Here is an 18,081-nt window from a genome sequence, read left to right as displayed (position 1 = left end):
GGCGCACCATGTGGACGCACTGGATCTGCTCAACGAAGACCGGTGAGAAGCTCGCGCCGGTAGAGGCCACGTCGTCCCAGTTCTCCCGGAAGCTGAACGGTGTCGGGACGGGCACGCACGAGTTCGTCACAGCGTCGCTCGGCGCTGGTTCGTCCACCGCCGAGCGTCGCACGTCACGGCTCGACCTGCTCCGCACCTGGGATCGCACCATCGTGCAGTGCTGGAACGACAAGCCGATGTACGCGGGCGTCATCGTGGGGAAGGGCACGAAGACCGACGGCACGGTGTCGGTCCGGACGGTCGACGTCCGCGAAATCCTCAAGTACCGGACCACGTTCGGACAGAACGGCTACAACGGGCGCGAAGACGGCCGGTTCATCCTGCAGAACAAGACGCTGACGTTGCTCGCCGCGTACCTGCTGTGGGACGTGACGCAGGGCCTCACCGACAACTGGGACCTGCCGCTGCTTCTCCCGTCGCGGGAGGGCACTGGAACGCAGGACCGGGTGTACCACGAGTTCAATTTGCCGGTCATCGAGACCGAGCTCGCCGCCATCCAGAACACGGAGGGCGGCCCCGACATCGACTTCGACCCCGTCTGGTACGGGGTGCAGCTGCGGTGGCAGGTGCGCGTCGGAGACCTGTCCGGGGGCCCGTTCGACTTCAACATGACCGCGTCGAAGCCGCAGGCGACTGATTTTGTGTTCGACGAGGACGGCAACGCGCAGGGCAACGTGTTCTATGCCGTCGGCAACGGTCAGGACCGGGACCTGAAGGTGGCGACGTCGACAACGCTCCTCGGCCCCGACCAGGTGGCGCTCGAGCGGATCGTGTCCTACGGGCAGGAGCGCAGCCAGACGGTGCTGCAGGCGCACGCGAACGAGGACCTGCGGACGTCGCGGAAGGCGACCCGGCAGTTCTCGTTCGACATCCAGGCCGACGGTCGCCCCGGTGCCGGAAACCTCAGCCTCGGACAGACCCTCCGCACCTACGTGGAGGACCACGACTGGCTGCCCGACGGATGGATGAACCACCGACTGATCGGATTCTCCGGCGACCTGACGACCACCATCAAGCTCCAACTCCAAGAGCAATGACGAGGAGGACCGCATGGGACGCATCGACGATCTCACCGGCAACCGCGAGTGGGACAGCCTCAAGGAGCGCGTGCGACTGCTCGAGTCCCGCACCCCACTGTCCGACGCCGCCGTGTCTGGCGGCCGAACCCGGTTCATCGGCGAGAACTCGTTCCTCATCGAAGGATCGGGGGGCGTCGACGGGACGCTGACGGTCGATGGCGTCGAGGTTGTGAACGGCACGCTCCGCATCACAGGCACGCTCACGGTGTCCGGTCCGACCTCGCTGAGTGGTGCCACGAAGATCACCGGCGACACAACGGTCACCGGCCGGTTCGACGTCGAGGGGCCCGCCTCCATCGACGGGGACACGGACATCACCGGGGACCTCGACATCACCGGTGACACGACCGTCACCGGCCCGTTCCATGTGGACGGCACCGCTGACTTTGACGGCCGCTTGAGCATCAACGGCGACACGACGCTCTCAGGTGACCTCGAGGTCGACGACAACGGCCGCATCAACCTCGGCAGCATGACCATCGGCAAGTTCGGTGGTCGCGGCAAGGTTGACTTCGGCACAGCCGAACTCGCCTCAGACGGAACCCGCGCCGCGATCCAGTCCGGATCCGCGCTAGTCGGCGCCCGTGCCGGAGCAGCGATGCTCCTCTACGGCGGGAACGGCTTCGTCGCCGAACCCGGCGGTCTGTATATCGCGGCGCTGCCTCTCGCTGACCAGCCGCCAAATCTGTACATCGATCCGAGCGGCAAGCTCTACCGCTCCGCCAACACTGGCGGCGGCGTCAGCGTCTGACCCGGGAAGGAACCCGATGGCTGCCATCACTGGCGCGCTCCGCGACTTCGGCCTGAACAACCTGACACCCCTGTCTCCTCGCTTGGTCTTCACTGCGTCGGCACCGGCGGTGACGAGGAGCGGCATCTTCTCGACGCGGCCGGTCGTCGCGATCCCGAACGGGTCCGGCAACTTCACCGTGGAGCTGCAGGAGACCGCGTCGATCCGGCCAGCGATCTTCTACCGCATCCGCATCGAGTGGATGGAGGACGGAGAAGGCACGGCGGGCTACGTCGGGGTCGACCTACTCCACTGGCCGTTGTTCGTGCCGCCGGAGGGCGGCGCGATCGGTGACCTCATCCAGGCTCCGGCGAACTCCTCCGCGGTGTGGGTCGGCTTGCTCCCGCCAACTGACCCGACCCCGGGCACGTGGTGGCTCGAGATGAATCCCGACGACGCGGCGGACCCGCGGAACACCGGGCAGCTGTACGAATGGAGCGACAACTGATGGGTGTGTGGAAGCCGAAGTCGAACCTCACCGGCCCGCAGGGCGAAGTCGGCCCTCGCGGCACGCCGGGTCAGGGGTTCGGCACGAACGCAGTCGAGTACTTCCCCGACCGGCCGGACAGCCCGTGGGACTTCGCCATCGGGTACCGGGACCCGCAGGGCGTGGGCCGTGTGGCGCTCGGACGCCGGAAGGACGGCACCTGGTACCCGGACCGGCTTAACGTCGGAGCGACCACCCTCCCGTCGATCGTGCAGCACGGCGACTCGCTCAGCGCGAACTGGGGTAAGCAGGCCGCTGACCTGTCCACTCGCCTCGGGAACCGCACGCTCGTCAACCAGGGCATCGGCGGACAGACCTCGCTGCAGATCGCCGCGAGGCAAGGTGGTGCGCCCACCCGCGCAACGGTGGCAGGCGGCGTCATCCCCGCGTCGGGGTCCGTGTCCGTCACCCTCTCCGTCGCGCTCCGGTCCGACACCAACGTGCCGTCGAACGTCGTCATCGCGGGTGTTGCGGGGACGTTCGTCGCCACGGACGCGTCGAACTACCTGACGGGCACGTTCACCCGCAAGGCGGCGGGGCTGCCCGCGGTGGCGCCCGCGGGGAGCCCGGTGCAGACGGGGTACGAGTACCGAGACATGTGGCCGATCTACTGGTACGGCCGCAACAACTTCAAGGACCAGAACGGTGCCGCGCAGATCGTCTCCGACCTCCGCGGGTCGCTCGAGTGGAATCAGCACCGGGCGCACGCGCTGATCCTCTCCATTCCGCCGTGGGCTGGCGAGGAGAACGGCCTCGCGATCCGCACGATCCTCGACAACACGAACGCCGCGATCCGCGATGCGTTCCCCCGCGAGTTCGTTGACACTGCCGCTCGTCTCAGGAGCGCGGACGTCATCACGGCGACGGGGAACACGCCCACGGCTCAGGACCTGACGGACATCGCGAACGGGCTCACCCCGACCGTGTTCCGGCTGACGAATGCGGACGGTTCGGTCGACCCGGGGCACCTCGGGCCGGTCGGGTACACGGCGCTGAACATGATCGTCAACGAGATCTACACCTCGAGAGGGTGGAAGTAATGGGCGTGCTCCTCCTCGGGCTTGGTACTGGTACTGGCGACCCGATCGCACCGGAACCGCTGTACTCACTCGGTGCCGACGACTTCAGCCACCGCTGGGCTGCGGAACGCATCACCGGGAACCCCGGCGACATCGTCACGGTGTGGCCGGACTCGATCACTCCGAACACCGACGACCTCCGCATCAGCTCGGCGACGTCGCGACCGTTCGTGCTGGCGACGGACACTGGCGAGAAGGTCGTCAGCTTCCGGCCGACTGACGCGACAAGCCTCGCGGCGACCCGTGCTGGCGGGCTGGGGGCGGCCGGGACGATTGCGATGGTGGTCCGGGTCGACCCGGGCGGGACAACCGGAACACGCATCTTCGCGAACGCGTTCGGCATCAACTTCCAGAAGGCCGGCAACAACAACTACGGCATCTCCGGGAACGGCGGCAACGCGTACCGCGGTGGCGCGCTGGATGCGTGGGTGCTTCTGATCTTTGAGACCGACGGTTCCTCGCCGCTGGCGAGCGGTGTTCCGGTCGTCAGCGTGAACGGGACGGAGTCGACCGCACTGTCTGGTCCGATCACCCCTGCCGTGAACCTGACGCCGCTGACGCTGCGGGCGACGACGAGCCCCGCAGTCGAGTACCGGTACGCCGAAGTCATCACCTGGAACCGCATGCTGACAGCTGCGGAGCGCGCCTCGGTGTTCGCCGCGGTGAAGAACCGGTACGCGTTCATCTGACCTAGCACGATCCGAGCCCGAGCCGTCCCTGCGGGGGCGGCTCTCGTCGTTCCAGGAGGTTCCATGAGCACACCCATCTACGACCAGCTCGACGCGGATCACGAGTCGACGGTTGTCATTCCTAACGACGTCCGCGTGTGGACGGAAGACGACCACCTCACGCTGGCCGACACCCCCACCGTGAACGGCCTGATCGACGAGGCAGGAGGGCTGACGCTGTGAGTATCCTCGACTCGGTCGCCGCTGTTCGCCGCGCGACTGCGCAGCTCGGCCAGTACGACGGCGCCGGCATGTGCCTCGCCAACGTCTTCAAGTGGTTCGGGTCGGTGCAGTCCATCGGCCCGGGCGCAGGGCACTACTCGGTGGCAATCGCTGGCTGGGACTACGCCCCTGCCGCGGATCGGCACGAGGGCGACTACAACGCCCCCGCGGGCGTGCCTGTTTACTTCGATCGCCTAACCGGACCGCGCTGGCCGGGTGACCGGAACTTCGCCGCCGGCGACGTCGGCCTGTCGATCGGTGGCGGGTACGCCATCTTCACCGACTCGCCGACCGGGAACACCGGCGTGATGTCGATCCGCGCCCGCGCGGCGCAGATCGGTCGCCGGTACCTCGGCTGGACGCGCACGTTCCTCGGCCACCAGACCTCCGCGGGCAACGCCTACGGCAAGCCTGTCCCGCCGGCCGTGATCGTCACGGTCGGGAAGACCCCCGTCAAGATCGATCCCACGGTAGGAGACCGCATGTACGCCATCCGCAACAACGCGAAGGGAACCGTCGGGTACGGGGCGGTCTACGCGCTCGCGCCCGGCTTCGTCCGTCACCAGGTCAACAACGGAGCGTCGCGTCCGCCGCTGCGCCTGCAGACGATCGTCGGTGACGCACGCGACATCGGCGACGAGAACACGTTCAAGGACGTGCTCGAGGCGTTCGGTCTGCCGCGCGAGGCGTCCGACCCGAACTGGGTCGTCCGTCACGCGAACGTCGACAGCCGCACTTACTCGTCGCTCGTCGCAGCGATGAAGGCGGGTGACTGATGGGCGACCACGAGCAGAAGACCGGCGGTGGGCTGCGCGAGCTCATCGCCATGCTGGGTGCGCGGGCGAAGAAGGCGTACTCCGCCGGTGTCGCCGGGGCCGTTCTCGCGATCGGCGGAATCTCGGTCGCCGGGTTCTGGGCTGACGGGAAGGTCGACACGGAGAAGGTCGCCGCGGCGGTTGGGAGTATCGTCGTCGGGTTCGTCGCTGGCTTCCTCGCTGCGTTCCTGCCGAGGAACGCGACCACCTCGTCGTCGTCCGAGCAGGGCGACTGAGGGCGACCCGGATGCGAGCCATACGACTCGTCAAGCGGCTCGCGCACCACAGCATCTGGGGTGCCGGGTCCGTGTCCACGGCCGACGCCCGCATGAGTCGGATGCTCCGCCAGTATCTGCCCGAGTACTACCTCGCACTCATCGTCTTCGGCGGACTCGGGTTCATCGACGGCGTGCCGGCGCTCCGCGACACCTTCGGGGAGTCCTACGCCCAGGGTGTCACCCTCATCATCGCGCTCGCAGCAGCCGTCGCGGGGGCCGGAGAAGCGTTCCCCGCCCGTCTGTGGCGCATCGAGTTCTGGGCGGTCGCCGTCCTCATCGGCGTGGTCATCCTCTACGGCTTCGCGATTGCCTTCGCCGGCTTCATCGGAGGGGACCTCGGCCGCGCCGCGGTGGGGGCGATCATCTACGCGTCCGCCGTGCTGCCGCGCTGGCGGCTGCAGGACATTGCACGAGACAGGCAGGTGCACGGATGGCGGTAGACGGGAACGTCGCAGCGATCGTCGGGTCCGTGCTCACCCTGGCGGGCATCGTAGTCACGGCGTTCTTCGCCGACCGTCGAGCAAAGCGCAACGCCGAGCTCGAGCAGGCGCGCCTCGCGGCCGACGAGCGGCAGAAGCAGCGGGAGCGAGAGCAAGCCGCCGATGCCGGCGCGTTCGCGCAGAACCTCGACCTCAATCGCTACATCGACGCCCGCGTCGACGAGCGCACGAAGGCACTCCGCGACGAGCTCTCCGCCCTGAAGGGCGTCGTCGGCTCGCTGTACGGCCGCCTCAACAGGATCCGCGAAGCCGTGCACAAACACGTCCTCGAGTGGCGGGCCGCGTGGGGCAAGCAGGAACACCCGCCCGCGCTCTCCCCGACTATCCGCGAGATCATGGACGAGGAGTACGACTACGACACGATGACGCCGGAGATGATCCGCGACATCATCGAGCGGCCGACGCCGCCGGGATGACACAGTCCCCCTCGGGTTCCTTCGGGAGCTCGAGGGGGTCTTTCGTCGTTGCGGCGCGCTTAGTCCCGCGGGAGCGCCTTGTCGAACGCTGCGGCGAGGGCGGCATGGCCGGCGTCGTTCGGGTGCACGCCGTCTGTGGTGATCAGGTTGGCGTGGCCGACGAGTGGCTCGCCGACGTCGACGTAGGTGGCGCCGGCGGATGCGGCGACGGTCTTCAGCGCCTCCTGGATCTCGCCGAGCTTCGCCGACGGCTGGTCGTCGTCGAACACAGGGGAGGTGACGTAGACCTTCGCTTGCGGCAGCGCCGTCTTGATCCGCTGCAGCAGCGTGTTCGCGTTCGCGGAGATGTCATCGATGGGGAACTGGATGTCGTTACGGCCACCGGCGACGATGACGATGGAAGGTGAGGCGTCGATCACGGTGTCGAGGTGGTCGGCGTACGGGGAGCCGCAGTTGCCGGGGTTGACGTACCCGCCACCGCCGCACGCGCTCACCGTGGTGATCCAGTGGCGGTCGGACGCGAGCAGCGACGCGTACGACTTCTGCTTAGTCGATGCCCCCGTCCCGCCGGTGTAAGAGTCGCCGACAAATCCGACCTTCACACGTTCGACGCGAGGGGTGCTGGTGAACGTGGGGATCGGGTGAGCTGTCGCGTTTGTTGCACGCGCTGATCCTTCGACGTGTTGCATCGCGAGCACGACGAGCATGACGGCCATGATCGCGACGAGCACGACGATGATGGCCTTGTACGACCGCGCGAACCAGCCGACGAATCCGTTCCCCATGCCGCTGATCCTAAGCGACGCTCAGGATGTGAAGTGTCGCTGACACCAGAACGGGGGGCGTGCCCTGTAGCTAGGTGTCTCGCTAGCGTCCGAGCGTGGGTTCCGACCAGATGTTCGCCCTCGTCGTCGAGGGCATCCTCGAAGGCTTCGGCACCATGAGTGCCGCCGCCTGGCGATACTCCGTCGCTGAGGTGTGGCCGTTCGCCGTTCTACTCGGCGTCATCGCACTCAAGCTCATCGAGCTGCGAGCGCGGCGACGGCCTAGGCGCTGACCTCGGTCAGCACAGGCAGGCCCCCTTCGGGTTCCTTCGGGAGTTCGAGGGGGTCTTTCGTTGTCGGGTCAGCGAGGGGCGCGCGGAAGAAGCTTTGGGAGGCCACGGTCGGCCACCCAGGCGAGCGCAATCAGGGCGGCCACCGCTGGCAGGAACCAGGCCGTGTGCTGCGTGTTCGGCTGGACAAGCAGCGGGTAGTGAAGGACGTAGAGCCCGTAGGAGACAGATGCGACGGCTGCCGCCGGCCGAGCAGCAGTGAGGGAGGCTTTCCCTAGAAGCGTTCTGGCCGGGGTCACGAGCACGAGTGCCAGCAGGAGTGCAATTGCGAAATGCCGGACCATGAGGCCGGGGAACAGTCCGGCTCCGTTCCAGCCGTGCACTGCGACGCCGGCCAGGGCGACGAGAGTGAGAGAGACGAGGCCGAGGAGTTCGCTCTTCACGGCACCGACACGGATCGTCCCAGTCCGCAAGTAGACGTGCGCCGCCATAGCTCCGGACCACCACAGCAGGAAGTACGCGATGACGAGTGACAGGTGGTTCGGCATGAAGATGTAGCTGGCGAAGGCAGCTACCGCAACAACGGGCACGAGGGCTCGAGTGCGTTGTTCGTTCCGTCGCCATGCCACCATCACGAGCGGGAAGACGAGGTAGAAGAACACCTCGTAGGACAAGGACCACAACGGATCGTTGCCGAGGTACGGGGCAGTAACGACACCAGGCTTCAGAGTCGGGATGTCCTGCAGACTCAACATGGTTCCGACCGCCGACCACAGCGACGGATCGACGCGGATGAGTCCGAAGGCCCACAGCACAGTGGAGAGCGCCATCGCCAGCAGGATCGGCGGGTAGATGCGTCGCAATCGGCGAAGGTAGTAGCCACCCGGCCGCGCAGACCTGTCTGCTTCGTTGGCAAAGATCACGAAGCCGCTGAGTAGGAAGAACACGATGACGGCCTCTTGGCCGAACGAGAACAGGGCGCTGAGCGGCCGAGGCATCGCCACGGATGCCAGGACGTGGTAGGCCACCACGTAGACAGCTGCGAGGGCGCGCGCGAGGTCAAGTCCAGCCCGTACGCCTGGCGATAGCTGAGGCCGGGACCGAGTCGAAGTTGTACCGGCTGCTGCCGGAGACGCGCTTTCGGCGCTCACGAGGCGACCACCGTGGTCGTAGGTCGGTTCTGCGGTCGCAACCACTGGCCAACCTTGCGACGGAGCGGGACGTCAACCCACTTCGTGAACGCGAACGCGAGCAGGAGAGCTCCCGCGATGGTAAGGCTGACGGCCATCCAGCGCGGCGTTCCGATGTCCTGAAGGTGCAGGAGGCTGATGTAGCCGAGGTTCTGGTGCAGCAGGTAGAGCGGGTAGGACGCCCATCCGAGCGCCCGGAGCGGGGCGCTGTCGAGGCCGAGGGGATGCCACATGAGAGTGATCAGGACGATGGCGAATCCTGCTGCTGCGCCGAGCACGGCGGCCCAGTCGAAGTAGATGCCTGAGAGCAGAGCGATTGGAACGAAGGCGATGATGCTGGCGCGCCGGTCACCTTCCACGATCCGAAGCGCGACGATGCCGATCAGGAACCAAGGCATGTTCTCGAACACTCCTCCAGGGCCCTGGAGGGCGAGCTGGTCGCTGATGAAGGCGAGCACGGCCGACGCGACGAGCCAGGCGTAGAGGACCACTGGCAGACGCTTAGGAGTCAGCGCCCCGAGGAACCACAGTGCTGCGCTAATGACGTAGAAGACAAGCTCGACCGCGAGGGTCCAGTAGACCGGGTCGACGTCCTTGATGCCGAGCGCGGTGTGGATCATCGTGAAGTTCAGAATGAAGTCGCGAGCGGAAACGGCTTGCCCGGGAAGGCCGAAGACGGCGACTGCGGTCCCGGTGAAGAGGATGGCGATCCAGTACGAGGGAAACAGTCGTGTGAAGCGGGAGCGGGCAAACCGGAGCGGGCTGCTGCCACGCAGCGACATCATGATGACGATCCCGGAGATCACGAAGAACACGCGGACGCCCTGCTCGCCCGGGAGCGTCCAGTCGACACGGTCGCCGAGTTCGGGGAAGACGCGTGGACCGTTGTAGAGGAAGTGGAAGATCACGACTGCCAGCGCGGCAAGCCCCCGGAGCCCGTCGAGGGGTAGTAGTCGGTGACCTACGCGGTCCCGTCCGTGATCAAGCTCGGCAGACCCCTCGGACATGTGGCCCCTTTCCGTTGTCCCGCGCTGATCCTAAGGGACCCTCACGGCCTGCCCTCGCTTCGGAGGGTCGGGGCGCTTTCGTCTTCCCTCCGCTACCGAGTGAGCGCCGCAACCACGAGGGCGATGGTGATGATTGCGACGACGGCGAGAAGCAAGTATGCCCATGCTGGCGTCCTGCCGGGACGTTTGATTTGGCGTCGATTCTGGTTCATCCCGAAAGGATCCGTCCTTCACCTGTGCGTCGGTCTGGGCCTGACGGCATCACGCCACACCCACGCGCTCTCCGCTGCCTGCCCGAACCCCCATTCGACGAGGACGGCACGGTCGGTCCACGCGATGACGTGTGCTTCGACCTCGAGCGCGCGGTCGGGGTACTGCAGCCACACGAGGACGGGGTCGGGCGCTGGCAGGTCGTAAACAGGGCCGCCGTACGCCGCCTCGGGCAGGGAGAGGGCGGGGCCGAGCGCCCAGCGGTCGCGGCGCCGGCGGGCCATCAGCGGGCGCGAGGGTCGAGCGCGCGGCGGGTGACGTAGTCGCGGTCGACGAGGACCTCCTGCAGCCGTCCCTGCCACGCGGTCTGCACGAGCACGGCGACGTCGCTGCTCGCGATCGCGAAGCACTTCAGGTGCAGGGCGTCGGGGATCTGCTCGAACGCAATGTCAGCCCACACGGGCTGCGGCGGGTCGATGGGCGTCAGTGCGCCTGCGAGCTCGGGGTCGAAGCCGATGGGCTGGTGGAGGGTGACGTCGGGGTGCTCGGGTGGTGCCCACTGGTGCTCAGCCATGCGGCGATGCTGCCGCCGGCCGCCGACATCAGCCCGCGACCTCGTGCACGTGCTGCGCCTGCCACCCCTCGGGCACGGACGCGTGGAACGCTGCGAGCGCCGCGGAGTACGACGGGCCCGAGGCCTCGTGCGGCTGCGTCGCCCTCGAGCGCGCGGTAGCGCGGACCGTGGACTCACCCGTTGCCTTGCTCGCCACCGTGACCACCTGCAGCAGCTCGAACCCATCGAGGTCGAGACCCGAGGTCGCCGCCTCGCGGGCTTCGCCGATGGTGTCTCCCTCAGCCTCTGCCTCTCGTGTCTCGGTCGAGCGGATGGTGCCTCGCAGAGTCGTCACCAAGCCAGTATCCCGCGCCGTAGGAGTGTCGGGGGCCGGAGAGACGATGGCCGCATGATCGACAGCGAGAGGGCCGTCCTCGCGTTCGAGGAGCAGCATCCCCGGAACGACCGGACGAAGGAAGCAGCGATCCGGACGGAACTCGACATGTCGTGGGTCCGGTACCGGCAGGTGCTCGGCCGCCTGGTGCAGCGTCAGGACGTGCTCGATGAGTACGCCGTGGTGGCGCACCGGATGCAGCGAGCGACGGAACGCGGGGTAGCCGCTAGGGCAGCAAAAACGTTTGCGTGAAGGACGAGAGCGCCCCCGCTCACGTTGCGGGGGCGCTCTCGTCATGCCTCGAGGACGGGAAGTATCCCCGCCATCGTCTTCTGCATGATCGACGCCATCTGCTGATGCGCTTCGGGGAGTAGGTGGCCGTAGGTGTCCACGGTCGTCGTGATCTTCTCGTGCCCGAGCTGCGCTTGCACGTACGGGAGGGGAGTGCCGGCCGCGATCAGCCACGAAGCATGTGTGTGTCGACAATCGTGCGGAGTCGGCCTCTTCCCAAGCGGGGTCAGCCCTGCGTCCTTGCATCGCTTTTCGTTGTTCGCGGCCTCGACGGCCACATCCCAGACCCGCGTCTTGAACGGTCCGTACCAGACCCGACCGTGGTTCTGCACCCCCTGGAACAGCAACTCGGAGCCTTCGCCTGCGCTGTGGATGTACTCGGCCATCTCGGGGAACAGTGCCACTGTGCGCCGGCCCTTGTCCGACTTCGGGGGACCGGCCTCGCCCGTCTTCTTCCATGCCTTCGTGACACGCGCGGTGGGCGGGCTGGTGTCGAGGTTCAGGTCCCGCTTCTCGAGCGCGGTCGCTTCGCTCCATCGCATCCCAGAGCCCACCAGGAACGCCACGAGCGGCTTGTAGTAGGCCGGCACGAAGTGCAGGAGTACGGCGAATTCGTTGGGCGTCAGGAACACGGCCTCATGCTTCTGACCACGGCTGAGCCGTGCCCTCCGGGCGGGGTTGTCTGGGCGGTGCTTCGCCTCCATCGCCCCCGTGAGGATGCTGCTGAGGAGCGCGTGATAGTTGCGGATCGTCTTCGCGGACACCTTTTGACCTTCACGCCGTAGCGACGGACGTCCCTCCTGCCAGCTGATCCACCGCCCGACGTCCGCCTTCGTGATCGCGTCGACCGGGATCTCCCCGAGGATGGGGTTCAGAGAGTTCTTCACGATCTGCTGGTACCCATCACGGGTGCCCTGCTGAATGCCCGTGAGGTAGCCCGAGGATTCGTCGAGGTACGTTTCCGCCCACTCCCGGAACAAGGGCGCGCCTGCGGTGTTTCCCTGTCGAGCTTTCCAGACCGCGAGCGCGGCTTCGGCTCCAACGCGGTCGACCTGGGCGGCGAACTCAGTCGCGCCCTTGGGGGATGCGAACGACTTCGACGTCAGGCGCCCGCCGATGCGGTACTGGACGCGGTAGGAGGCCGATCCGTCGGCCCTGGCACGGGCTTGGATACTCGCCATGGTGATGCCTTTCGTTTCAAGGCATCCGCGGGGAACAAGGAAGCGGATGTAGCCCCGTTTGTAGCCGGAACCTCCGACACGGGCCTACATCCGCTTACCTACTGGGGTGAGTAACGGGGCTTGAACCCGCGACCTCCTGGACCACAACCAGGCGCTCTACCAGCTGAGCTATACCCACCATGTGTCGGTCCGGCGAGCCGGAGCAACCACTCGATTGTAGTACATCCGAGCGCCTGCCCGGACCACGATCGCTACTCGGCGGGTGTCGGGCTCGGCTGTGGGGTCAGGCGCGGTTCCCACTTCGCGACGACCTCGGCCGCGATGGTCTTGACGTCGTCGCTCGCCGGCCCGGGCTCGGGCGTGAACCCGGCGCGGCGGTAGTACTCGAGCTCCCGGATCGACTCGAGGATGTCGGCGAGGGCGCGGTGCCCGCCGTGCTTCTCGGGCGAGTTGAAGTACACGCGCGGGAACCAGCGACGGCAGAGCTCCTTGATGCTCGACACGTCGACGCTTCGGTAGTGCAGGTGGTTGTCGATGCGCGGCATGTACTTCGCCAGGAACGCCCGGTCGGTGCCGATGGTGTTGCCGGCCAGGGGAGCGGTGCCCTCGGCGGGGACGTGGGCGAGGATGTACTCGAGCACCTGGTACTCGGCATCGGCGAGGGAGACGCCGTTCGGGATCTCCTCGATCAGGCCCGAGGTCGTGTGCATCTTCGTCACGAACTCGTTCATGTTGTCGAGCGCTGACTGGTCGGGCTTGATGACGATGTCGAAGCCGGGGTGCACGGGGTTCAGGTCGAAGTCCGTGACGACGACCGCGACCTCCACGAGCTCGTCGACCTCGACGTCGAGACCGGTCATCTCGCAGTCGATCCAGACGAGGCGGTCATTCGCTGCAGACATGCCCTGATCCTACTTCCGCCCGCCGACGCCGCCGCGCCCCTGTGGAGGACGAGTGTCCCACCGGTCTACGCCATCTCGCCGGCTGAGATCGCCTCGGCCTCGACGCGCTCCGGCTCGGCCCCGTCGTCGACGCGACGCAGCACCTTCGTGGTGAGCACGACGACCAGGAACGCCACGGCGACGGCCACGCCGGCGAAGACGTAGGCGGCGCTCGGCGAGTACGCGTCGGCGAGCAGGGTGCTGACGGGCGGGGCGATGGCGCCACCGATGAAGCGGACGGCCGAGTAGGCGCTGGACGCCACGGAGCGAGGCAGGTCGGTCGCTTCCATGACGCACTCCGTCAGCACGGTGTTGAGGACACCGAGGACGAGACCGCCGATGACGACGCAGACGATGAGCCCGGCCTGCGACCGGACGACGACGGCGGCGGCGAACAGGTCGAGGGCGAGCAGCGGCAGCGCGAGCTTGAGGACGCTGGTGCGGCGCATCCGCGCGGTGAGCATCGGGGCGACCCACACCGAGGTGATCGCGAGTCCGACGCCCCAGCCGAAGAACGTGAACCCGATGCCGAGCGCCCCGAAGCCGAGCGGGAACGGCGTGTAGGCGAGGAGGACGAAGAACCCGATGTTGTAGAACAGCGCGGTCGCGGCGAGGGCGGCCAGGGCCGGTCGACCGAGGGCGCGGAACGGTGCCGAGAGCTTGGTCGGGGTGGGCTTCTCGAGGCTCCCGGACTTGAGGAGCACGAGGATCGCGATGAACGCGACGGCCATCAGGGTGGTGACGCCGAAGAAGGGTCCGCGCCAGCTGACGGAACCGAGCAGGCCGCCGACCAGGGGGCCCACCGCGATGCCGAGGCCGAGTGCGGCCTCGTACAGGATGATCGCCGACGCGGTCCCGCCCGACGCTGCACCGACGATGGTCGCGAGTGCGGTCGAGATGAAGAGGGCGTTGCCGAGACCCCATCCGGCACGGAAGCCGATGATCGTCCAGACGTCGTTCGACACGGCGGCGAGGACCGAGAACAGCACGATGAGGGCGAGCCCGGTCATCAGGGTCTTCTTCGCACCGATGCGGCTCGACACCCAGCTCGTGAAGAACATCGCGATGCCGGTGACGGCCAGGTAGCTCGTGAAGAGGAGCTCGGTCTGCGCGGGGGTGGCCCGGAGCGACTCGGCGATCGCGGGGAGGATCGGGTCGACGAGGCCGATGCCCATGAAGGCGACGACGCAGGCGAAGGCGATGGCCCACACCGCGGACGACTGCTTGAGGATGGAGCCGGCGGGTGCGTGCGAGGTGGACTGTCCGGCGGGTGCGTGCGTGTTCACGCGGTGGTCTCCGTTCTGGTCCTCGCTGCGATGAGGGCCGATGCGTGGTGCAGGATGTCCCAGTCGTCGTCGCTGAGGTCCGCGAACAGGGGACCGACGGTGCTGGTGAGGGCGGCCCGCCAGGCCGCGAGACGCTCGCGGCCGGCGTCGGTGATCTCGATGAGCTGCCCGCGGGAGTCGTCCGGGTCGACGGTGCGCGAGATCAGCCCGTCGGCGGTCATGCCGGCGACCAGGCGGGTCATGGTCGGCTGGGACACCCGCGACGCCCGGGCGAGTTCGCCGAGTCGGAGGGACTCCTCCGTCTCGAGGATGCCGAGGGTCCGCCATACGGCGGTCGAGGTGGTGTGCCCCGTGGCCTGGAGCGCGGACCGGATGAGCCGGTTGACGGAGACGAGGAGCGTCTCGATGGTCTGGTCCCGCGCTTGTTCCATACCGGAACTATATAGCCGAGCTATGGATTCGGCAAGGGGGTCCGGGGCACGCCCGCCGGACCGTTCGGGTCGCGCCCCTGGTCACCGCGCGCTGGACCGGGCTGTCCCGGGTGCTGGTAGAAGGGACACATGAGCGACATCACGATCCACGAGGGTGACGAGTTCACCGCCATCTTCCACGGGGGCCCATTCGACGGGACCACGGACACCCGCACCGCCACGAGCGATGCGTTGGACGACGAGGTGACGGTGTTCGCGGACGTCGAGGGCCTTCAGACGGCCTTCACCTACAAGTCCACCGGTTCGCGCCAGGTGCTCGACCAGATCTCGGTCGACTACACCTTCGCGCCCGACGAGTCCGACCCGGTCGACGACCTGCAGGACCGCGGCGACCGCAGCGGCGAGTTCGACCGCGAGTAGCCAGCGCCCCGGACAGCCCAGGACAGCCCCGGTCGTCGTCGACGGCCGGGGCGCTCCGCTGCCCACTCCGGCCGTGGCCGACGCCGATCGGGATTGCCGGGGCCGCGGTCCGCGTTGGAGGAGGACATGCAGGTCGATCTCTGGACGTCCGCGTTCTGCGCGCCGTGTGCCGCCGCGCGCCGTGTGGTCGGCGACGCCGCCCGCCTGGTCCCGGCGCTCGCCGTGACGGAGCGGGACGCCGCGGCCGAACCCGAGGTCGTCGAGGAGCTCGGCATCCGCTCGACGCCCACCGTCATCGTGCGCCGTGACGACGGGACCGAGGTGTTCCGGTCAGCGGGCGTCCCGACCCGCGACCAGTTCCTCGTCGCGGTCGCGAAGGCGCTGGACTGACCCCGGCCGCACCGCGGGCACGACCGGGGCCGTGCGTCGTCGCAGTGCCCTGAGCGCACGCCGACGGAGTCGCTTCACGGCACGGATCGGCGTCCCGATGGACAGTGCGACCTGCCCGATCACCGAGCGGTCGTGGTCACCGAGCGCGTTCCGCCGTTCCCAGGCACGTCGGAGCACCCCGCCGCGACTCCGCCGGGCGGCAGGGCGGTCGACCAGGGCGCCGGCGTCGCGGAGCGCCATCAACGTCTCGGTGCGGTCGGCCCAGTCGTCGTCCTCCGGATCGTGGAAGTAGTTGTCCGTCATCCACCCCGGTCGGACCGTGCCGAAGCGTCCACGGACCAGGTCGTCCGCGTCGCCCTCGAGTCCGCTGTCCACGAAGACCTCGTTGATGAAGGACCGGGACGTGCCGAAGTCGGTCAGCGTCAGTGCCGGCACGCCTCGGGCCGCCGCCTCGAGGACGGCGGTCGAGCTGATCGTCACGAGCGCCACGGCCCGGTCCAGGTGCACCGACATCGGACCGGCCTCGACCACGAGGTTCGACGGCGCGTCCGCCGGCACCAGGTCCGCGTACGGGTACGTCTCACGGTGGGTCTGGTGCTCGCCCGCGCCAGCCCGGGTCTTGACGACCACGCGCCACTCCGGGTGCGCCCGGGCGGTCTCGACGAGCCACCCCACGACTCGGCGGCGGTCGTCCTCGTCCTTCGGCACGCTCGGTTGCGCCGCGAATACCACCGAGTCGCGCGTGACGCCCGCCCGGTCCGCGACGGTCGGCCGTGCGAACGGCAGCGTGGCGAGGGCGAAGGACGGCTCGATCCCGCCAGCCGTCGACATCGCGGTGTACTCGCGGACCTCGCGGTGGCTGTGCAGCACGAACAGGTCGGCGCGGGCGCGGAGGAACACGCCCTTCCACTTCGCCGGGAACGAGATGCCCGGGAGCCCGCTCACCAGCACGGGTCGGCGCGGGACCGAACGCGTCACCTGGTCGATGACCACCTCGGCCACCGGACCGATGCAGGACACCAGGACGGCGTCCGGCGGTTCGGCCTGGAGGCGCGCCACCACGTCGTCCACGCTCATCGGCTCGGGAGGCGCGAGGTCGATCGGGCCCAACCGTGCGTCGACGTCGCGGAAGGCCGCACGCAGTTGCGCGGGGCTCGCCGACCGCGGCGTCGCCACGGTCAGCAGCTCGAGCGACCAGTTCGGCGGGGCTGCGGAGAGCAGGTGTGCGCCCCACTTCGCGAACGAGTCGGTGTCGACCAGGCCGACCACTCGCCGCCGGCGAGGCCGCGGGGCGGACGGGAGGCGGGCCTGACGTCCGTCAGCGACCGCGTCGAGGTCGTTCCCCGGAGCGCTCACGCACCCACCCGGCGGAGCTTGACGAGGGGCGCCTCCTCGCCGGGGAAGATGCGCTTGACGCCGTCGCCCATCGCGGTCTCGATGATGCGGATGTCCCGGACGAGCGTGCGGAGGCCGTGTGGCTCGAGCGAGGCGGCGTGGTCCGAGCCCCACATCGTGCGGTCCAGCGTGATGTGGCGTTCGACCGCCGTGGCACCGAGCGCGACGGCGGCGAGCGAGATCTGCAGGCCCGGCTCGTGACCCGAGTAGCCGACCGGGACGCCGGCGTAGGCGTAGCGCGTGCGGAGCGTGTCGATCATGCGGAGGTTCGCCTCCTCTGCGGGGAGCGGGTACGTCGACGTGGCGTGCATGAGGACGAGCCGCTCGGTGCCGAGGGTCTGCACCGCACGGTCGATCTGATCGAGCGTGGACATGCCCGTCGACAGGATCACCGGCTTGCCGGTCGCGGCGACGGCGGCGAGCATGCCGAGGTCGGTCACCGACGCCGAGGCGATCTTGTAGGCGACGACGTTGAGGTCCTCGAGGAAGGCCACCGACGGCTCGTCCCACGGTGACGCGAACCAGTCGAGGCCGCGGAGGGTCGCGTGGTCACCGATCTCGATGTACTGGTCGCGGTCGAACTCGACGCGGTAGCGGTAGTCGAGGTAGGTCATCTCGCCCCACGGCGTGCTGCGCGGCATCGACTTCATGTGCTCGGGCGTGGAGATCTCGGGAGTGCGCTTCTGGAACTTGACCGCCTGCATGCCGGCGTCGGCCGCGACGTCGATGAGCTGCTTGGCGATCTCGACGTCACCGTTGTGGTTGAGGCCGATCTCGCCGATGAGGTAGGCGGGGTTCCCGGTGCCGATGGTGGAGAGGCCGATGCGGACGCTCATGGTGCTCCGTTCTCCGCTGCGGGGGGCCGCGCGGGGTGGGGGTCGGTG

26 protein-coding genes and 1 tRNA gene are annotated in these 18,081 nt (G+C 68.2%); 14 read left to right on the top strand and 13 right to left on the bottom strand.

Annotated features, from left to right (window positions below):
• The first annotated feature begins 8 nt into the window (after positions 1–8).
• The 10 genes from DEI83_RS06155 (at position 9) to DEI83_RS06115 (ending at position 6,454) form a co-directional block, all read left to right on the top strand.
• Positions 9–1,097 carry a hypothetical protein gene (locus tag DEI83_RS06155; RefSeq protein WP_111080919.1) on the top strand — a complete coding sequence of 363 codons (1,089 nt, stop codon included), beginning with the start codon at positions 9–11 and terminating at the stop codon, positions 1,095–1,097.
• Positions 1,098–1,110: 13 nt separating this feature from the next.
• Positions 1,111–1,890 (top strand): polymer-forming cytoskeletal protein, encoded by a 780-nt coding sequence (locus DEI83_RS06150; RefSeq protein WP_111080918.1) that lies wholly within the window; start codon positions 1,111–1,113, stop codon positions 1,888–1,890.
• Positions 1,891–1,906: 16 nt separating this feature from the next.
• Positions 1,907–2,377, top strand: a complete 471-nt coding sequence (locus DEI83_RS06145; RefSeq protein ID WP_111080917.1) for a hypothetical protein — start codon at positions 1,907–1,909, stop codon at positions 2,375–2,377.
• Positions 2,377–3,456 (top strand): hypothetical protein, encoded by a 1,080-nt coding sequence (locus tag DEI83_RS06140; RefSeq protein WP_111080916.1) that lies wholly within the window; start codon positions 2,377–2,379, stop codon positions 3,454–3,456. The genes DEI83_RS06145 and DEI83_RS06140 overlap by 1 nt, the downstream gene beginning before the upstream one ends.
• Entirely contained in the window at positions 3,456–4,184 is a 729-nt protein-coding gene (locus DEI83_RS06135) for a hypothetical protein (RefSeq protein WP_111080915.1), read from the top strand. Before DEI83_RS06140 ends, DEI83_RS06135 begins: the two co-directional genes overlap by 1 nt.
• A 63-nt stretch (positions 4,185–4,247) precedes the next feature.
• On the top strand, positions 4,248–4,406 hold the full coding sequence (locus tag DEI83_RS15840; RefSeq protein WP_181431091.1) for a hypothetical protein: 159 nt from the start codon (positions 4,248–4,250) through the stop codon (positions 4,404–4,406).
• Positions 4,403–5,221, top strand: a complete 819-nt coding sequence (locus DEI83_RS06130) for a hypothetical protein (RefSeq protein ID WP_111080914.1) — start codon at positions 4,403–4,405, stop codon at positions 5,219–5,221. Before DEI83_RS15840 ends, DEI83_RS06130 begins: the two co-directional genes overlap by 4 nt.
• Entirely contained in the window at positions 5,221–5,496 is a 276-nt protein-coding gene (locus DEI83_RS06125) for a hypothetical protein (protein ID WP_111080913.1), read from the top strand. The genes DEI83_RS06130 and DEI83_RS06125 overlap by 1 nt, the downstream gene beginning before the upstream one ends.
• 11 nt (positions 5,497–5,507) lie before the next feature.
• Positions 5,508–5,978 (top strand): hypothetical protein, encoded by a 471-nt coding sequence (locus DEI83_RS06120; RefSeq protein ID WP_111080912.1) that lies wholly within the window; start codon positions 5,508–5,510, stop codon positions 5,976–5,978.
• Positions 5,969–6,454 (top strand): hypothetical protein, encoded by a 486-nt coding sequence (locus DEI83_RS06115; RefSeq protein WP_111080911.1) that lies wholly within the window; start codon positions 5,969–5,971, stop codon positions 6,452–6,454. The genes DEI83_RS06120 and DEI83_RS06115 overlap by 10 nt, the downstream gene beginning before the upstream one ends.
• A gap of 59 nt (positions 6,455–6,513) precedes the next feature.
• Here the strand turns inward: DEI83_RS06115 and DEI83_RS06110 are convergent, their stop codons facing one another.
• On the bottom strand, positions 6,514–7,239 hold the full coding sequence (locus DEI83_RS06110) for an SGNH/GDSL hydrolase family protein (protein ID WP_111080910.1): 726 nt from the start codon (positions 7,237–7,239) through the stop codon (positions 6,514–6,516).
• A 95-nt stretch (positions 7,240–7,334) separates the two neighbouring features.
• On the opposite strand from DEI83_RS06110, the gene DEI83_RS15835 reads away from it, so the two are divergent.
• Positions 7,335–7,511, top strand: coding sequence for a hypothetical protein (locus DEI83_RS15835; protein WP_181431090.1), 177 nt, complete (start codon positions 7,335–7,337; stop codon positions 7,509–7,511).
• 68 nt (positions 7,512–7,579) lie between these two features.
• Here DEI83_RS15835 and DEI83_RS06105 read toward each other — a convergent pair whose 3' ends face one another.
• From DEI83_RS06105 to DEI83_RS06085, 5 genes are all read right to left on the bottom strand, one after another.
• The gene (locus DEI83_RS06105; RefSeq protein WP_111080909.1) at positions 7,580–8,659 is read right to left on the bottom strand and encodes an acyltransferase; all 1,080 of its coding nucleotides are present in this window, start codon (positions 8,657–8,659) and stop codon (positions 7,580–7,582) included.
• Positions 8,656–9,705: an acyltransferase gene (locus DEI83_RS06100; protein WP_111080908.1), complete on the bottom strand. Its 1,050-nt coding sequence runs from the start codon at positions 9,703–9,705 to the stop codon at positions 8,656–8,658. Before DEI83_RS06100 ends, DEI83_RS06105 begins: the two co-directional genes overlap by 4 nt.
• Before the next feature lie 230 nt (positions 9,706–9,935).
• A complete protein-coding gene (locus DEI83_RS06095) occupies positions 9,936–10,199 on the bottom strand; it encodes a hypothetical protein (RefSeq protein ID WP_111080907.1) in 264 nt (87 codons plus the stop codon).
• Positions 10,199–10,489 (bottom strand): hypothetical protein, encoded by a 291-nt coding sequence (locus tag DEI83_RS06090; protein ID WP_111080906.1) that lies wholly within the window; start codon positions 10,487–10,489, stop codon positions 10,199–10,201. Before DEI83_RS06090 ends, DEI83_RS06095 begins: the two co-directional genes overlap by 1 nt.
• A 28-nt stretch (positions 10,490–10,517) precedes the next feature.
• Positions 10,518–10,823: a hypothetical protein gene (locus tag DEI83_RS06085; RefSeq protein ID WP_111080905.1), complete on the bottom strand. Its 306-nt coding sequence runs from the start codon at positions 10,821–10,823 to the stop codon at positions 10,518–10,520.
• Between the two features lie 54 nt (positions 10,824–10,877).
• Between DEI83_RS06085 and DEI83_RS06080 the strand changes: the two genes are divergently transcribed.
• Positions 10,878–11,114, top strand: a complete 237-nt coding sequence (locus tag DEI83_RS06080) for a DUF3263 domain-containing protein (RefSeq protein ID WP_111080904.1) — start codon at positions 10,878–10,880, stop codon at positions 11,112–11,114.
• A 41-nt stretch (positions 11,115–11,155) separates the two neighbouring features.
• Here the strand turns inward: DEI83_RS06080 and DEI83_RS06075 are convergent, their stop codons facing one another.
• From DEI83_RS06075 to DEI83_RS06055, 5 genes are all read right to left on the bottom strand, one after another.
• Complete coding sequence (locus DEI83_RS06075; protein ID WP_111080903.1) at positions 11,156–12,334, bottom strand: site-specific integrase; 1,179 nt, start codon at positions 12,332–12,334, stop codon at positions 11,156–11,158.
• Positions 12,335–12,436: 102 nt separating this feature from the next.
• Positions 12,437–12,512, bottom strand: a tRNA-His gene (locus tag DEI83_RS06070).
• 73 nt (positions 12,513–12,585) lie between these two features.
• Complete coding sequence (orn, locus tag DEI83_RS06065; protein ID WP_111080902.1) at positions 12,586–13,236, bottom strand: oligoribonuclease; 651 nt, start codon at positions 13,234–13,236, stop codon at positions 12,586–12,588.
• Between the two features lie 65 nt (positions 13,237–13,301).
• Positions 13,302–14,561, bottom strand: a complete 1,260-nt coding sequence (locus DEI83_RS06060; protein WP_111080901.1) for an MFS transporter — start codon at positions 14,559–14,561, stop codon at positions 13,302–13,304.
• Positions 14,558–14,992 carry a MarR family winged helix-turn-helix transcriptional regulator gene (locus tag DEI83_RS06055; RefSeq protein WP_111080900.1) on the bottom strand — a complete coding sequence of 145 codons (435 nt, stop codon included), beginning with the start codon at positions 14,990–14,992 and terminating at the stop codon, positions 14,558–14,560. Before DEI83_RS06055 ends, DEI83_RS06060 begins: the two co-directional genes overlap by 4 nt.
• A 129-nt stretch (positions 14,993–15,121) precedes the next feature.
• Between DEI83_RS06055 and DEI83_RS06050 the strand changes: the two genes are divergently transcribed.
• On the top strand, positions 15,122–15,412 hold the full coding sequence (locus DEI83_RS06050; RefSeq protein WP_110823756.1) for a hypothetical protein: 291 nt from the start codon (positions 15,122–15,124) through the stop codon (positions 15,410–15,412).
• A gap of 126 nt (positions 15,413–15,538) precedes the next feature.
• A complete protein-coding gene (locus DEI83_RS06045; protein ID WP_111080899.1) occupies positions 15,539–15,802 on the top strand; it encodes a co-chaperone YbbN in 264 nt (87 codons plus the stop codon).
• Here the strand turns inward: DEI83_RS06045 and DEI83_RS06040 are convergent.
• Together DEI83_RS06040 and DEI83_RS06035 are read right to left on the bottom strand one after the other, a co-directional pair.
• The gene (locus DEI83_RS06040) at positions 15,743–17,158 is read right to left on the bottom strand and encodes a DUF6716 putative glycosyltransferase (RefSeq protein ID WP_146243244.1); all 1,416 of its coding nucleotides are present in this window, start codon (positions 17,156–17,158) and stop codon (positions 15,743–15,745) included. The two genes, DEI83_RS06045 and DEI83_RS06040, sit on opposite strands and share 60 nt — an antisense overlap.
• The gene (locus DEI83_RS06035; protein ID WP_111080897.1) at positions 17,155–18,033 is read right to left on the bottom strand and encodes an N-acetylneuraminate synthase family protein; all 879 of its coding nucleotides are present in this window, start codon (positions 18,031–18,033) and stop codon (positions 17,155–17,157) included. Before DEI83_RS06035 ends, DEI83_RS06040 begins: the two co-directional genes overlap by 4 nt.
• Positions 18,034–18,081 lie beyond the last annotated feature (48 nt).

Origin of the sequence: Curtobacterium sp. MCBD17_021 (genome assembly GCF_003234525.1) — a bacterium.
In the GTDB taxonomy this organism is placed as follows: Bacteria; Actinomycetota; Actinomycetes; order Actinomycetales; family Microbacteriaceae; genus Curtobacterium.
This window is presented reverse-complemented; position numbering and strand designations above follow the sequence as displayed.